The 14,719-nt window shown below is 68.4% G+C and carries 13 protein-coding genes; 9 read left to right on the top strand and 4 right to left on the bottom strand.

Annotation, left to right across the window (positions count from 1 at the left end):
• Window positions 1-20: 20 nt before the first annotated feature.
• From ACIRP7_RS35840 to ACIRP7_RS35830, 3 genes are read right to left on the bottom strand one after another with little or no spacing between them, the layout of a single operon-like run.
• Window positions 21-425, bottom strand: coding sequence for an SCP2 sterol-binding domain-containing protein (locus ACIRP7_RS35840; RefSeq protein WP_403668145.1), 405 nt, complete (start codon window positions 423-425; stop codon window positions 21-23).
• On the bottom strand, window positions 422-1,687 hold the full coding sequence (locus tag ACIRP7_RS35835) for a cytochrome P450 (protein ID WP_403668143.1): 1,266 nt from the start codon (window positions 1,685-1,687) through the stop codon (window positions 422-424). Before ACIRP7_RS35835 ends, ACIRP7_RS35840 begins: the two co-directional genes overlap by 4 nt.
• Window positions 1,688-1,713: 26 nt before the next feature.
• A complete protein-coding gene (locus ACIRP7_RS35830) occupies window positions 1,714-2,769 on the bottom strand; it encodes a methyltransferase (RefSeq protein WP_403668140.1) in 1,056 nt (351 codons plus the stop codon).
• Between the two features lie 192 nt (window positions 2,770-2,961).
• Here ACIRP7_RS35830 and ACIRP7_RS35825 point away from each other — a divergent pair, with 192 nt between their 5' ends.
• The 5 genes from ACIRP7_RS35825 to ACIRP7_RS35805 all read left to right on the top strand — a co-directional run bounded on the left by ACIRP7_RS35825 (window position 2,962) and on the right by ACIRP7_RS35805 (window position 6,023).
• Window positions 2,962-4,509: an acyl-CoA carboxylase subunit beta gene (locus ACIRP7_RS35825; protein WP_403668138.1), complete on the top strand. Its 1,548-nt coding sequence runs from the start codon at window positions 2,962-2,964 to the stop codon at window positions 4,507-4,509.
• Window positions 4,510-4,545: 36 nt separating this feature from the next.
• Entirely contained in the window at window positions 4,546-4,749 is a 204-nt protein-coding gene (locus ACIRP7_RS35820) for an acyl-CoA carboxylase subunit epsilon (protein ID WP_403668135.1), read from the top strand.
• A 38-nt stretch (window positions 4,750-4,787) separates the two neighbouring features.
• A complete protein-coding gene (locus ACIRP7_RS35815) occupies window positions 4,788-4,982 on the top strand; it encodes a hypothetical protein (RefSeq protein WP_403668132.1) in 195 nt (64 codons plus the stop codon).
• Window position 4,983: 1 nt separating this feature from the next.
• Window positions 4,984-5,196 carry a pyridoxamine 5'-phosphate oxidase family protein gene (locus tag ACIRP7_RS35810; protein WP_403668129.1) on the top strand — a complete coding sequence of 71 codons (213 nt, stop codon included), beginning with the start codon at window positions 4,984-4,986 and terminating at the stop codon, window positions 5,194-5,196.
• Between the two features lie 125 nt (window positions 5,197-5,321).
• Complete coding sequence (locus tag ACIRP7_RS35805) at window positions 5,322-6,023, top strand: SDR family oxidoreductase (RefSeq protein WP_403668127.1); 702 nt, start codon at window positions 5,322-5,324, stop codon at window positions 6,021-6,023.
• Window positions 6,024-6,115: 92 nt separating this feature from the next.
• Here ACIRP7_RS35805 and ACIRP7_RS35800 read toward each other — a convergent pair whose 3' ends face one another.
• Window positions 6,116-6,952 (bottom strand): aldo/keto reductase, encoded by an 837-nt coding sequence (locus tag ACIRP7_RS35800; protein WP_403668124.1) that lies wholly within the window; start codon window positions 6,950-6,952, stop codon window positions 6,116-6,118.
• Window positions 6,953-7,249: 297 nt separating this feature from the next.
• On the opposite strand from ACIRP7_RS35800, the gene ACIRP7_RS35795 reads away from it, so the two are divergent.
• From ACIRP7_RS35795 to ACIRP7_RS35780, 4 genes are read left to right on the top strand one after another with little or no spacing between them, the layout of a single operon-like run.
• Window positions 7,250-8,428 (top strand): glycoside hydrolase family 105 protein, encoded by a 1,179-nt coding sequence (locus ACIRP7_RS35795; protein ID WP_403668121.1) that lies wholly within the window; start codon window positions 7,250-7,252, stop codon window positions 8,426-8,428.
• Between the two features lie 4 nt (window positions 8,429-8,432).
• Window positions 8,433-9,224 carry a Tat pathway signal sequence domain protein gene (locus ACIRP7_RS35790; RefSeq protein ID WP_403668120.1) on the top strand — a complete coding sequence of 264 codons (792 nt, stop codon included), beginning with the start codon at window positions 8,433-8,435 and terminating at the stop codon, window positions 9,222-9,224.
• A gap of 12 nt (window positions 9,225-9,236) precedes the next feature.
• Entirely contained in the window at window positions 9,237-12,470 is a 3,234-nt protein-coding gene (locus tag ACIRP7_RS35785; protein WP_403668117.1) for a glycosyl hydrolase family 28 protein, read from the top strand.
• Entirely contained in the window at window positions 12,467-14,716 is a 2,250-nt protein-coding gene (locus ACIRP7_RS35780) for an alpha-galactosidase (protein ID WP_403668115.1), read from the top strand. The genes ACIRP7_RS35785 and ACIRP7_RS35780 overlap by 4 nt, the downstream gene beginning before the upstream one ends.
• Window positions 14,717-14,719: the final 3 nt, after the last annotated feature.

Genomic DNA, 14,719 nt, shown 5'->3' with positions numbered 1-14,719 from the left:
CGGCTTCGCCGGCTCGGTCATCACCGTGTGGTCCGGGACCACAGATCGGCGGTGAACTGGTGGTAACGCCCCGTCTGGAGCACGAACATCAGGTCCAGCAGCTTCGCCTTGTCCCCGGTCACCGCGAACCGTCCGGTGACGAAGGCCGTGGCGGCGTGCAGGTCGCCGGTCTCGAAGTCGGCCAGCTCGCGGTGGGCGGCCGTGATCTCGAGGTCCGCGCCCTCGAGCCGGCCGCGGCCGGCACCCGTCACGACCCCTTCTTCGATCAGGACGTGGTAGTCGACGGTGCCCCGCGGGGTGCCGGTCGCGTGGAACTGAACCCGGACGTTGACGTGAGGGACGCTCTGCTGCTCGCCCGGCGGCAGCTGCTCCAGCTGCGCGAGGTACTCCTCGGACAGGAAGCGCACGGCTGTCTCGGTGGTCACCGTGCCTCCCCGGTCCCGGCTCCCAGGCGGATGCGCAGCGCTTCCAGTCCCGGCAGGGTGACCCGTGGCTGCGGGCGCGGCGGTTCGGTGATCTCCAGGTGCGGGAACCGCTCCAGCAGGGTGCTGAACACGGTCTCGGCCTGCAGCTTCGCCAACCGCCACCCGGGGCAGCCGTGGATGCCCGCCCCGAAGGAGATCGACATCCCCTCGTCGCGGGTGACGTCGAAGGTGTCCGGGCGGGTGAAGCGCGCCGGGTCCCGGTTGGCGGCGGCGATCATCATCATCACCCGCGAACCCGCGGGAATGCGGACACCGCCGACGTCCAGGGGTTCGCTGATCGTCCGGGGGAGCATGTGGACCGGCGGGTCGTAGCGCAGCACCTCCTCGATCGCGGTCTTCATCAGCCCGGGGTCGGCTCGCACGAGGTCGGCCTGGTCGGGGTGTTCGATGAACAGCCGGATGCCGTTGTTGAGGAAGTGCGTGGCGGTCTCGGAACCGGCCGCGATGAGCATGTGGCAGATCCCCGCGAGCTCCAGGTCGTCCAGCGGATCGTCGTCCTCGGCGGCGATCAGGGCGGACAGCAGGTCGTCGCCCGGCTCGCGCCGCTTCTTGCGCACGAGCGCTCCGAAGTAGTCGTCGAGGAACTCCGCCCCCTCGTCGGCCACCCGCAACTCCAGTGCGGTCATGCCCAGTTCGAAGGTGCGCTGGAAGTTGCGGATCGGCTCCCGCAGCAACGGCGCCTCGTCCTGGGGGACGCCGACGAGACCGGCGACGACGCTGATGGGCAGCAGGTAGCAGAAGTCGTTGCAGATGTCCCCGCCGCCGGCCGCCACGAAGGGCCGCAGCAGTTCGTCCACCTTCCGCACGATGAAATCACGGTGCGCCATCACCCGTTTGGCGGTGAAGGCCAGGTTGATGATGCGGCGCAGCCGTGTGTGGTCGGGCGGATTGGCCCACAGCATGCTGGAGGCCAGTTTGCGCAGCGCCGCATGCTGCTCCCAGTCCCCGCTGAACCGGCCGGCCAGGAAGGTGTGCACATCCTTGCCGACCCTCTTGTCCCGCAGTGCCTCGAAGACGTCGTCGTAGCGGCTGAGCACCCAGATCCCCAGGGTGCTGCGGTGCACGGGCACGGCATCACGGAGGCGGTGGTAGCGGGAGTAGGGGTCCGTCCTGCCCTCGGGGCAGAAGAGGATCTCCGCGAGCGCCTCGTTGGCGGCGTGCTCGGCATCCGTGCCGGGCGGTGCGATCGTGTGCGTGTTCACCGTGGCCTCCTCGGTCGCCGGTTCCCTCACTCGGGGATGGATGCCTCGACCACGTGCAACAGGGGTTTGACCGCGCTGATCCCCTCCAGCCGCAGCCCGGCCCGCTCGACCAGGGCGGTGATGCCGTCCCTGGTGTGCCGCCTGCCGTTGGTGTTCAGCAGGAACAGCAGGTCGATGCCGGTCGCGTACCGGATCTCCGGGCTGTCGTCGACGAGGTTGGTGGCGATGAGGATCCGGCTGTCCGGCCGGCCGGCCGCGACGGCGTTGCGCAACGCGGTGACGGTCCGCTCGTCGTCCCACTCGAGGATGCTCTTGAAGAGGTAGACGTCCGACTCGACCGGGATCTTCTTCAGGCAGTCGCCCGTGAGGACCCGGGAACGGGACGCCAATGCGCCGTCGGGTCGCAGCCGGGGGTCCGGGTGCGCGACCGCCGCGGGCAGGTCGACCAGGGTTCCGTGCAGGTGCGGGTTCTTCTCCAGCAGGGTCGACAGGGTGTAGCCGCGGCCGCCACCGACATCGGCGAGGGTGCGCACTGCGCTGAAGTCGAGCGCTTCGGCGAGCGCCGCGGAGGTGATCCGGCTGAGCTCGGTCTGGGATTTGTTGAAGACCTCCGTGGACTGCGGCCATTCCTTGTGGAGGTACGCGAAGAATTCGGCTCCATATTTCTCCTCGAAGAGGTCCTTGCCGGTGTTCCGTACCGCTTCCTCGAGGTGCGGCCACAATTCCCAGGCCCAGGGTTCGGTGACCCAGAGGACCCAGAACTTCAGGCTCTGCGGGCTGTCCTCGCGCAGTAGCCGGGAGGCCGGGGTATGGGTGTAGCCGTCCGGAGTCCGGCCGAAGACGCCGTACTGCTCCAGCGTGAGCAGCAGCCGCCCGAGCACGCCCGCGTCCACCTTCAATGTCCTGGCCAGGTCTTCTGCCGGTGTGGGCGTATCGCCGAGCTCGTCGGCGACCCCCACCTGGATGGCGGCTCGCAACGCCGCGGGCGCGGCCGAGGCGAGTGCCAGCTCGCGCAGGCTGGTGACTGCCGCGGTGCGCTTGTCGTCGCCATTACCGGGCTGAGCATTTTTGACGATGGTCATCTGCATCCCTTTGGCCGCATTTTCGGTCGCGCCGCTTTCAGTTCTCGAACCAGATGCTCGCCGCGGGCCCTATAGACGTACTCAAATTCCGCTCTGCGGGAGGGAAAGGAGCGCCCTTCGAGCGGTTGTTGAGTCGTCCACGGTAGAGACGGACGGGGTGCGGACATGTCCCCGAACCAACCGAGGAGCCAGATGTTGAGTGAGCGGGTCCAGGAACTTCGCCGGCTGCGCGGTCAGGTCCAGGCCGGCCCGAGCGAGGAGGCGACGCAGGTCCAGCACGGCAAGGGGAAGCTGACGGCACGTGAGCGGATCGCACTGCTGCTGGACGAGGGTTCGTTCCAGGAGGTGGAGCCGCTGCGTCGGCATCGCGCGACGGGGTTCGGCCTGGAGGCCAACAGGCCCCACACCGACGGGGTGGTGACCGGCTGGGGCACGGTGGAGGGCCGCACGGTCTTCGTCTACGCGCACGACTTCCGCATCTTCGGCGGCGCGCTGGGCGAGGCCCACGCCGAGAAGATCCACAAGATCATGGATCTGGCCCTCGCGGCTGGGGCGCCTCTGGTGTCCCTGAACGACGGCGCGGGCGCCCGCATCCAGGAGGGCGTCACCGCGCTCGCCGGGTACGGGGGCATCTTCACCCGCAACACCAAGGCCTCGGGCGTCATCCCGCAGATCTCGGTGATGCTCGGCCCGTGCGCGGGCGGCGCGGCCTACAGCCCCGCCCTCACCGACTTCGTCTTCATGGTCCGCGAGACGTCCCAGATGTTCATCACGGGCCCGGATGTGGTCAAGGCCGTGACGGGGGAGGAGATCAGCCAGAACGGGCTCGGCGGTGCGGACGTCCACGCCGAGGTGTCGGGCGTCGCGCACTTCGCCTACGACGACGAGGAGACCTGCCTGGCGGAGGTGCGCTACCTGCTGTCGCTGCTCCCGCAGAACAACCGGCAGACAGCCCCGGTGGAGCCGACCGGGGACCCGGCGGACCGCCGCTGCGACGAACTCCTCGACCTGGTCCCCACCGACGGCAACCGGTCCTACGACATGCGCGCGGTGATCAGGTCGCTCGTCGACGACGGGGAGTACCTGGAGGTCCACGAGCACTGGGCCGGCAACGTCATCGTCGCCCTGGCCCGCCTGGACGGACAGGCCGTCGGGATCGTCGCCAACCAGCCGCAGTCCCTGGCCGGAGTCCTGGACATCGACGCCTCGGACAAGGCCGCCCGCTTCGTGCAGATGTGCGACGCCTTCAACATCCCGCTCGTGACGCTCCTCGACGTCCCCGGCTTCCTCCCGGGCGTCGACCAGGAACACGGCGGCATCATCCGGCACGGCGCCAAGCTGCTGTACGCGTACTGCAACGCCACCGTCCCGCGCGTCCAGCTGATCCTGCGCAAGGCGTACGGCGGCGCCTACATCGTCCTGGACTCCCGTTCCGTCGGCGCCGACCTGTCGTACGCGTGGCCCACCAACGAGATCGCGGTGATGGGCGCCGAGGGAGCCGCGAACGTCGTCTTCCGCCGGCAGATCGCCGCCGCCGACGACCCCGACGCCATGCGGGCCCGCATGGTCAAGGAGTACCGGGCAGAGCTGATGCATCCCTACTACGCGGCCGAGCGCGGCCTGGTGGACGACGTGATCGACCCCGCCGACACCCGGGTCGTCCTCGTCCGCTCCCTACACATGCTGCGCACCAAGCACGCCGATCTGCCCTCCCGCAAGCACGGCAACCAACCCCAGTAGCCCGCCGGCCCCGCAGCCGGGTGGAAGGAGACAACCGTGACCACTGTCGACGCAGGACACTCCCGGGTGCGCGTGGAGCGCGGCCGGCCCGACGACGACGAACTCGCCGCCCTCGTGGCGGTTCTCCTGAGCCGCGTCCTCGCGACCGACCCCGCCCGGAGGTCCACACCCTCCGTTCCGCTCTGGCCGCACACCGAGCGTGTCGCGCCGTACCGCTCTCCGAGGAGCTGGCGGCGGTGAGGCGGTGAATGGGTGAGGGAGGCCGACTTCCCGGGCGCATGACCTTCGCCGACGGAATGTGGCACCTGCTGCGGGAGGAGCCGGACTTCGCGCCGCATGACTTCCGGCAGCGGTTCGTCGGGCGTGTCGGCGAGGACGGCGACACCATCTCGGTCGCCTGGGAGCGGGGGCCCGAGGGCGGCTTTGACGGGTGGGAACGGGACTTCGGCCTCGTCCACTGCAGGAGGGGCTGAGGTGAGCACCCCCAACACCGCGCGCGAGATGGTCGACGCCGCCCTGTACCTGGTGCTCGCCACCGCCGACGCGGACGGGCGGCCGTGGAGTTCGCCGGCCTACTTCGCGCACGACTCCCACAACATCGCGGCCCAACTCGCCGACCGGTCACTCCCGTTGGCGCCGGACCGGGCCGCCCGGACCGCGCCCGGGTGCCGGGGGGCTTCACCGTGACGGAGTGGCGGCGCCGCTTCCCCTCGGCCGACTGCCGCCGCGCCTGCGGCACTTGACTTCGAGAGCGCTCCAGCTGATGTACTCCCCGCTGCCCACGAGATGACACAAGCACACAGGGGGAAGCCATGTCCGACTCACCGGTCGCGCTCATCACCGGCGGCGGCAGCGGTATCGGCGCCGCGGTCGCACGGCGACTGCTCGACGCGGGGCACCGGGTGGCCGTCACCGGCCGTGGCGAGCCGCGCCTGCGCGCCTTCGCCGAGGAACTGGGCGAACCGGCGGGGCTGTTGACGTTCGTCGGCAACGCCGCCGAGTACGGCGACATCCAGGCCGCCGTCGACGGCACGTTCAAGGAGTTCGGCCGACTGGACACGGTCGTCGCCAACGCGGGCTTCGCCACCCATGACACCGTGGCCGCGGGAGACCCCGCCGGCTGGAGCGAGATGGTGCTGACCAACGTGCTCGGCCCCGCCCTCCTGATCCGCGCCTCCATCGACGCCCTCAAGGAGACCCGCGGCCGGATCGTCCTGATCGGCAGCGTCGCCGGGTTCGTCCACGGGCCCGGCAACCTCTACGGGGCGACGAAGTGGGCGGTGACCGGGCTCGCCGAGAACGCCCGCCGTGAGGTGACCGAGTTCGGCGTCGGCGTCACCCTGGTGGCCCCCGGCCGCGTGGAGACACCGTTCTGGGACGGCAACGGCAGCCTGCCGCCCGGCCACCTGCTCACCGCCGACCAGATCGCCGACTCGGTCGTGTGGGCCGTACGGCAGCCGGAGGGCGTCGACATCAACACCGTGGTCGTACGGCCGATCGGCCAGCCCGTCTGACGCGCGGAGCAGATCGGCTGACGCCGGACACACGAAGGCCGGCGGTGGGCCCCCTACGACAGGAGCCCACCGCCGGCCGAACCGCTGTGCCGTCAGGCGGCGTTGAACGTCGACGGGTCCGGGCCCAGGCGCCGGTCCTCGTCGAGCGCGCTGATCGCCGCCAGGTCCTCGGCGTCCAGACTGAAGTCGAAGACCTCGATGTTCTCCTTGATCCGGGACGGCGTCACGGACTTGGGGATCACCACATTGCCGAGCTGGAGGTGCCAGCGCAGCACGATCTGGGCCGGGGTGCGGTCGTGCTTGCGGGCGATGGCCACGACGGCCGGGACCTCCAGGAGGCCCTTGCCGGAGCCGAGCGGCGACCACGCCTCGGTGGCGATGCCGTGCTCCGCGTGATACTCGCGGGCCGCGCGCTGCTGGAGGTGCGGGTGCAGCTCGATCTGGTCGACGGCCGGGACGACGGACGTCTCGGCGATCAGCCGCTCCAGGTGGTCGGGTTCGAAGTTGGAGACTCCGATGGCCCGGATCCGGCCGTCCGCGTGCAGCTTCTCGAACGCCTTGTACGTGTCGACGTACAGGTCGCGGGAGGGCGTGGGCCAGTGGATCAGGTACAGGTCCACGTAGTCCAGGCCGAGCTTGTCCAGCGACGTGTCGAAAGCGCGCAGGGTCGCGTCGTAGCCCTGGTCGCTGTTCCAGAGCTTGGTGGTGACGAAGATGTCCTCACGGGCCACTCCGGAGGCGGCGATGGCCTTTCCGGTGCCCACTTCATTGCCGTAGATCGCCGCTGTGTCGATGCTGCGGTACCCGGCCTCGAGCGCCGTGGCGACGGCGCGCTCGGCCTCGTCGTCCGGAACCTGCCAGACGCCGAAACCCAGCTGGGGCATCTCGACGCCGTTGTTGAGGGTGATCGGGGGGACCTTGCTGCTCACGAGCTCTTGATCCTTACGGTTGTCGTCAGGTGGTACCACCATCGTCAACGATCACGAGCCGTGATGCATTCCTGACCGGAGAATCCGTCCGAACTGACCCGCGAGTCAGTGGGCGATGGCTGAAATTGGCCGGAAATGCATCCGACCTCTTCGGTACAGACCATTGACCGGCGGCGGTCCTGCCGCGACTCTGGATCGCGCCAACGGGCGGAATCCTGAACTCAGTTCATACATGTGAATCCCCCTGGTTTTCATCCGATGTTTCCCGTGTCTCCTGGCTCACGGAGAGGGAGGAACATGAGACGCCGTCGTCTTCGCACGGCTCTGACGACCCTTGCACTGGCCGCCGCGACCCTGGTCACCCTGCCGGCCGCCGCACCCCCGCCCGTCGGCTCCCCGGCCGGCCCGTCACCGGACCGGGACTGGTCCGTGGCCATGGTCGAGTCGACCATGGCCCGCTACACACCGAGCACCATCGGTGGCTGGTCCTACCCGGTGGGCCTCTACCTCTACGGCCAGTACCTGGCGTACGAGCGCACCCATGACACCCGCTACCTGACCTACATCAAGGACTACGTCGACCGCTTCGTGAAGAGCGACGGCTCGATCGGCCAGTCCTTCAACAGCCTGGACAGCATGCAGGCCGGCCGGCTCCTGGTGATCCTGCACCACGAGACGGGCCAGGACCGCTACCGCAAGGCGGCGAAGAAGATCGTCGACCGCCTGGCCACTTATCCCCGCACGAGCGACGGTGGCTTCTGGCACGCCGACACCGCGAGCCGCGCCCACCAGCTCTGGGCGGACGGCGTCTACATGGTGAACCCGTTCCTCGTCGAGTACGGAGAGGAGTTCGGCGACAGCTCTTACACCGACGACGAGGCCGCGAAACAGCTCGCCGTCTACGGAAGCCACCTCCAGGTCGCGAACGGACTGCTCGAGCACGCCTACGACGAGTCGAAGAGCGCCGGCTGGGCCGACCCGCGCACCGGGCTCGCCCCCGAGCACTGGTGCCGTGCGGTCGGCTGGTACTCCATGGCGATCGTCGGCGTGCTGGACGGCATCCCGCAGCGCCACCCGCGCCGGGCCCAGCTGCTCGGCGTCTTCCGCAAGCTGGCGGCCGGCCTGGAGAAGTACCAGGACCCGGCGACCGGCCGCTGGTTCCAGGTGATCGACAAGGGTGCCCGCGGCGACAACTGGACCGAGACGTCCTGCTCCAGCATGTTCACCTACGCCCTCTCGCGCGGTGCCCAGCAGGGATACCTGGACCAGCGCTTCAGGGCCGTCGCACACCGCGGCTACCAGGGCGTGCTCGCCAAGCTCTCGGTCGGCTCCGACGGGCGCACGAACCTCGCCGACATCTCCATCGGTACCAACGTGGGCGACTACGCGTACTACATCGCTCGCGACCGGGCCACCAACGACTTCCACGGCCTGGGCGCCTTCCTGATCATGAACGAACAACTGCGAGGTGATTAGTGTCATGAGCACATCCAGAAGGTCCTTGCTGGGCGCCGCGCTCGGCGGGGCCACGGCGGCCGCGGTCGGTCTGCCGACGGCGACCACCGCCCACGCCGCCTCCTGGCAGCAGAAGTGGGCCCCCTCCGCGAGCGGCGACGGCCTCGGCGCCTTCGAGACGATCGAGGACGACCGCGCCGACTCGCACTCCGCCGGACAGCCCCACATCTACGCCACCGGGAACAACTGGCGCTTCGACATGCACACCGTCGACCGCGACACCTCGACCGACCGCCAGCGCCAGGAGGTCACCGGGCTGCGCAACGGAAGCGGAAGCAACTACCTGAAGTGGACGAAGGGCCAGACCTGGCGGGTCACCTACTCGATGTACATCCCGAGCTCCCTGAAGGCGACCACCACCTTCACCCACATCATGCAGATGAAGCAGCCCGGCACCGGCACCTCGCCGATCGTCGTGCAGTCCCTGCGCCGGGTGAACGGCAAGCAGACCATCGAGCTGAAACTCGCCATCGACGACATCCTCGTCGGCCGCACCGACCTGGACCCGCTGCACGACAAGTGGACCGACGTCGACTTCCAGATCAAGGTCGGCGACGGCTCGGCGGGTTCGGTCCGCTGGATCCTCAAGTCCGGTGGCTCGACCGTCATCGACGCGTCGAAGACCGGTGTCGACACCTTCCTGGCCGACCGGGTCCGCCCGAAGTGGGGCATCTACCGCTCCCTCGGCGACACCTCGGGCTCCCTCCAGAACACGTACCTGCTGCTCAGCAACCTCCGCGGCTACCAACTGGTCTGAGGAGCCGTCACCTTGAAACCCCCCACTGCCCCACGCTCCCGAGCGGCGGCGATCGTCCTCTTCGTCGTCGCCGTCGTCCTCGGACTCAGCCACCCGGCGGCCCCGGCCACCCCGCAGGAGTCACCCCGAGCCGCCACCGTCCTCGACGTACGCGACTACGGCGCCAAGGGAGACGGCTCCGCCAACGACAGCCCGGCCATCGACAAGGCGATCACGGCGGCCAACTCGGCCGGAGGCGGCACCGTCCGCTTCCCCGCCGGCAGCTACAAGTCCAAGAACACCCTCCACATGAAGAGCCATGTGACGCTCCGGCTCGACAAGGGCGCCACCCTCCAGGGCTCCAGCGCCGACACCTACGACAAGGCCGAGTCCAATCCCTTCGACGACTACCAGGACTACGGGCACAGCCACTTCCGCGACGCGATGATCCACGGCGACGGGCTGACCGACATCGGCTTCGTCGGCCAGGGAGTCATCGACGGCATGGGCAACCTGATCACCGGCAACCCGAAGTCCGGCGAGGCCGACAAGATCATCTCCCTGACCCGGTGCGACGGACTCACGATCGGCGACGGCCTCACCCTCCGCCGCGGCGGCCACTTCGCGGCCCTCGTCAACGGCTGCAAGAACGTGACGTCGGACCACCTGACCATCGACACCGCGAGCGACCGCGACGGCTGGAACATCATCTCCACGACGAACGTCACGGTGACGAACGCGGACATCAGGGCCAACGACGACGCCCTGGTCTTCAAGAGCGACTACGCCCTGGGGACCAAGCTCCCCAACGGCCACGTCCGCGTCAACGACAGCTTCCTGTCCGCCCGTTGCTGCAACGCCCTCATGTTCGGCTCGGAGACCTGCGGCGACTTCTCGGACTACCGGTTCGAGAACATCCGTATCGACGGCGCCGACAAGTCCGGCCTCGGCATGGTCTCGATGGACGGTTCGAAGATCTCCGACGTCCACTACCGCGACATCACGATGACGAACGTCCACTCGCCGATCATGCAGAAGATCGGCACACGAAAGCGGTGCGGCAACGGCCCCGGGGTCGGATCGATCAGCAACGTCACCTACGACGACATCACGGCGACCGGCAACAGCCCCTCCTTCAGCCCGACCCTGTGGGGCGAGTCCGGCCACCGCATCAACGGCGTGACGTTCACCAACGTCGACATCACGGTCCCCGGCGGCAACGGCACCATGTCCACGGGCGTGCCGAGCAACGACTCGACCGACTACAACCCCAGGACCATCGGCACCCGGCCCGCCTACGGCTGGTACCTGCACAACGCCGACAACGTCCAGTTCACCGACAGCTCGGTGAAGTTCGCCTCGAACGACGGCCGGCCCGCGTTCATCGCCAACGCGGCCGACGGCGTCCGGCTCACCCGGTTCACCGCCCAGAAGGGCAGCAACTCCCCGTTCGACGTGGGCTTCCAGGACGTCACCGGCGCCTGCCTGGCAGACAGTCACAGCACGTCCGGTGGTGCCCTGCGCGTCTCGGGAAGCCAGGACTGCGGTACGGCGGTCAGGCCCCTCGACCTGGACAACCCCCGCCAGGACTTCCTCCGCGCCTCGGTGGGCGGACTGTTCCTGCACTGGGGCCTGCGCACCGCGCCCGCCCACACCAGCTGCACCGCCTGGGAGGACGACGTCACGAACGGAGGCTGGAACGCCGACTACTGGGTGAAGGAGGCCCAGAAGCTGCACACCCAGTACCTCGTCCTCGCCTCCTTCCACAGCCGCCTCGGTTACGCCCGCGCCTGGCCGTCGAAGATCCCCGGCTCCTGCTCCACCAAGCGCGACTTCCTGGGTGAGCTGGTCACCGCCGCGAAGGCCAAGGGGCTGAAGGTCATCCTCTACATGACCAACGACCCCCAGTGGCACGACGAGGGCGGCCACGAATGGCTCGACTCGGCCGCCTACTCCGCCTACAAGGGCAAGAACGTCGACCTGACCACCAACGACGGCTTCGGGCAGTTCAGCTACGACAACTTCTTCGAGGTCATGGACCGCTATCCCGACCTCGGCGGCTTCTGGATCGACAACGACAACGCCTACTGGGAAAGCCACGACCTCTACCAGCAGATCTACGAGAAGCGTCCGAACTACACGCTCAGCAACAACAACGAAGACACGCCGATCATGGACATGATCAGCAATGAGCAGAAGACGGGGATGACGCCCGGGTACGACTACCCGCAGGCGGTCTACACGGCCCAACCCCGGCTCACCGAAGCCGACTTCAAGCTGCCCTCCACCGGCGCCTGGTGGTACGACGGCTCCGACCCGTCGGTCGACAAGATGCTCACCCTCGGCCGCCTCGTCACCAACACCGGCTCGTCAGTGAAGGCGCTGATGGCCGAGACCGCCCAGGTCAACGGCACGTTCCCGGCCAACCAGGCCGCCTTCAACACCTTCGCGAACTCCTACCTCGGCCCCATCTGGGAGTCCCTGCACGGCACCGAGGGCGGCGGCTACATGTACGGCGGCCTCAAACCCGGCTTCTGGAACGACGGCGCCCACGGAGTGACCACGATCAGCAAGACCGACCCCGACCGCCAGTACATCCACGTCCTGACCCCGCCCAGCACCAGCACCCTGCGCATCCGCGACAACGGCTACCGTGTCGCGTCGGTCACCAACCTCCGTACCGGAGCCGCGGTTTCGTGGTCGCAGTCGGGTGGCGTACTCACCCTCACCGGCCTCGGTGCCTGGGACCCGTACGACACGGTGTTCAAGGTCGCCACGGCCGGCCGCCAGGGCATCCTCACCGGCGTCAAGGTGAGCGCGAGCGCCTCGGGGAGCGGTCACGCCAGCTCGGCCGCCGGTGACGGTGACTACCGCACCTACTGGGACAACGACAAAACCCTCCCGGTGAACCTCACCTTCGACCTCGGCAGCTCGAAGAAGGTCCAGTACCTCGGGCTCAACCAGCGAGAGGACTCCGTCGCCTACGCCCGCTCGGACACCGAGCAGTCGGCGCGGATCAAGGACTACAAGGTCTACCTGAGCGCCGACGGCTCGACCTGGGGCAACCCGGTGAAGACCGGTCAGCTGCCGAGCCGCCGCGGCATCCAGGGCATCGACCTGACCGCGGCCAACGCCCGCTATGTCCGCCTGGAGGTCACCTCCACCTGGGCCGCCTCCACCGACACCACGCGCTACAAGCGACTGCGCATCGACGAGGCGTGGATCGGCACGTCGTACGCCACACCCACGAACGGGGGACAGTCATGATCCGGATCAGATCGCTCACGGCCGCTGTGGCGGGCCTGCTCCTCACCGCCGCCGTGCCGCTCTTGGGCACCGCCCAACCGGCCGCCGCCTCCGACAACGGCCAGTCCGTCCGGCCCTCCATGGGATGGTCCAGCTGGAGTTTCGTCCGCCGCTCGCCGACCGAGGCGAAGATCAAGGCCCAGGCCGACGCGCTCGTCTCCAGCGGCCTCAAGAACCACGGCTTCGTCCACATCAACCTGGACGACTTCTGGCAGAAGTGCGACTCCAACGGCTTCGTCGTCGACTCCTACGGCCGCTGGGCCGTGGATACCGCCAAGTTCCCGTCCGGGATCAAGGCGCTGGCCGACTACGTCCATTCCAAGGGCTTGAAGTTCGGCTTCTACGTGACGCCCGGCATCGCCAAGAACGCCGTCACCAAGAACACGCCGATCGAGGGGACCTCGTACCACGCGAAGGACATCGCGGACCCTTCGAAGACGGAGAAGAACTACAACTGCAAGAACATGTACTACATCGACTACGGGAAGCCGGGCGCGCAGGAGTTCGTGAACTCCTGGGCGCGGCAGTTCGCCTCCTGGGGAGTCGACTACCTCAAGATCGACGGAGTGGGCAGCCAGGACGTCCCCGACGTCCAGGCCTGGGACAAGGCGCTGCGCGCCACCGGACGGCCCATCAACTTCGCGCTGTCCAACAACCTTCCGATCGCGGACGCCTCCACCTGGAAGAAGCTGGCGAACAGCTGGCGCACACAGGGCGACGTGGAGTGCTACTGCGGCCCCGGCTCCAACGGCAGCGGCTATCCGCTGACCGACTGGTCGCACGTCTCCTCCCGCTTCAACACCGCGGCCTCCTGGCAGCCGCACGCCGGTCCTGGCGGCTGGAACGACCTCGACTCCCTGGAGCTCGGCAACGGCGACCGAGTGGGCCTCACGGCCGACCAGCGCCGTTCCCACTTCACTCTCTGGGCGATGGCCGCCTCACCGCTCCTACTCGGCACCGACCTGACCGATCTCGACCCGGTCGACAAGGCGATGCTGACGAACGACCGCCTCATCGGGGTCGACCAGGACGGCGTCGCCGCCAAGCGGATCGTGAACAGCGGGGTCAAGCAGGTCTGGAGCAAGAAGGAGAGCGACGGCCAGTACGTGGTGGCCCTGTTCAACACCGGTACGTCCGGCAACGCGACGGTCGCCGTGGACTGGTCCCAGGTCGGCTTCACCGGCTCCGGAGACGTCACCGACCTGTGGTCCGGCTCCCACAAGGGTGCGATCGCCGACTCCTACAGCGCGACCCTGCGGCCCGGCGAGACCCGGCTGATCCGCGTGAAGCCCGTCAACTCCTCGAAGAGCGCGGCCGCTTCACCGGGCATGGCCGTCGCCCCTTACGAGTACCTGGGCTGGGGCAACCCGCAGAACCCCACTTCGGTGATGTCGGCGACGGGAGTCAAGTGGTTCACGCTCGCGTTCATCCTCTCCGACGGCGGCTGCAACCCGAAGTGGGACGGCTCGCGCCCGCTGACCGGCGGCACCGACCAGTCGAGGATCGACGCGATCAGATCCGCCGGCGGTGACGTGATCGTCTCCGTCGGCGGCTGGAGCGGGAACAAGCTCGGCGAGAAGTGCTCCAGCGCCTCGGCGCTCGCCGGCGCCTACCAGAAGGTGATCAACGCCTACAAGCTGAAGGCCCTCGACATCGACATCGAGAACACCGAGTGGTCCAACGCGACCGTACGGCAGCGGGTCGTCGACGCGCTGAAGACGGTCAAGGCGAACAACCCGGGCCTGAAGACCGTCATCACCTTCGGCACCACGACCAGCGGCCCCGACTCCACCGGCGTCGACATGATCAAGCGGGCGGCGAACTCGGGCCTGGCGAACGACGTGTGGTGCATCATGCCGTTCGACTTCGGCGGCGGCACCACGAACATGGGAACCCTCACCACGCAGGCCATGGAGGGCCTCAAGGCACGGGTCAAGTCGGCGTACGGCTACAGCGACGCCACCGCCTACGCCCACGTCGGGCTGTCGTCGATGAACGGCACGACGGACGACTCCGGTGAGCGCGTCCGGGTCGCCGACTTCAAGACCATGCTCGCCTACGCCCAGCAGCACCACATCGGGCGCCTCACCTACTGGTCCGTCAACCGCGACCGCCCCTGCGGCTCGGGCACCGACGGCGACTCCTGCAGCGGTGTGACGCAGCAGCCGTACGACTACCTCAAGGTCTTCACCCAGTACACGGGCTGATGG

This window comes from Streptomyces sp. NPDC102270 (assembly GCF_044766405.1).
In the GTDB taxonomy this organism is placed as follows: domain Bacteria; phylum Actinomycetota; class Actinomycetes; order Streptomycetales; family Streptomycetaceae; genus Streptomyces.
The sequence above is the reverse complement of the archived record's forward strand: the minus strand, read 5'-3'. Positions and strand labels throughout refer to the sequence as shown.

Bases quoted from the DNA above. Each gene is read 5' to 3' on its own strand.
- ACIRP7_RS35830 (WP_403668140.1), bottom strand. From the start codon at position 2,769: ATGACCATCGTCAAAAATGCTCAGCCCGGTAATGGCGACGACAAGCGC.
- ACIRP7_RS35825 (WP_403668138.1), top strand. From the start codon at position 2,962: ATGTTGAGTGAGCGGGTCCAGGAACTTCGCCGGCTGCGCGGTCAGGTC.
- ACIRP7_RS35815 (WP_403668132.1), top strand. From the start codon at position 4,788: ATGACCTTCGCCGACGGAATGTGGCACCTGCTGCGGGAGGAGCCGGAC.
- ACIRP7_RS35805 (WP_403668127.1), top strand. From the start codon at position 5,322: ATGTCCGACTCACCGGTCGCGCTCATCACCGGCGGCGGCAGCGGTATC.
- ACIRP7_RS35795 (WP_403668121.1), top strand. From the start codon at position 7,250: ATGAGACGCCGTCGTCTTCGCACGGCTCTGACGACCCTTGCACTGGCC.
- ACIRP7_RS35790 (WP_403668120.1), top strand. From the start codon at position 8,433: ATGAGCACATCCAGAAGGTCCTTGCTGGGCGCCGCGCTCGGCGGGGCC.
- ACIRP7_RS35780 (WP_403668115.1), top strand. From the start codon at position 12,467: ATGATCCGGATCAGATCGCTCACGGCCGCTGTGGCGGGCCTGCTCCTC.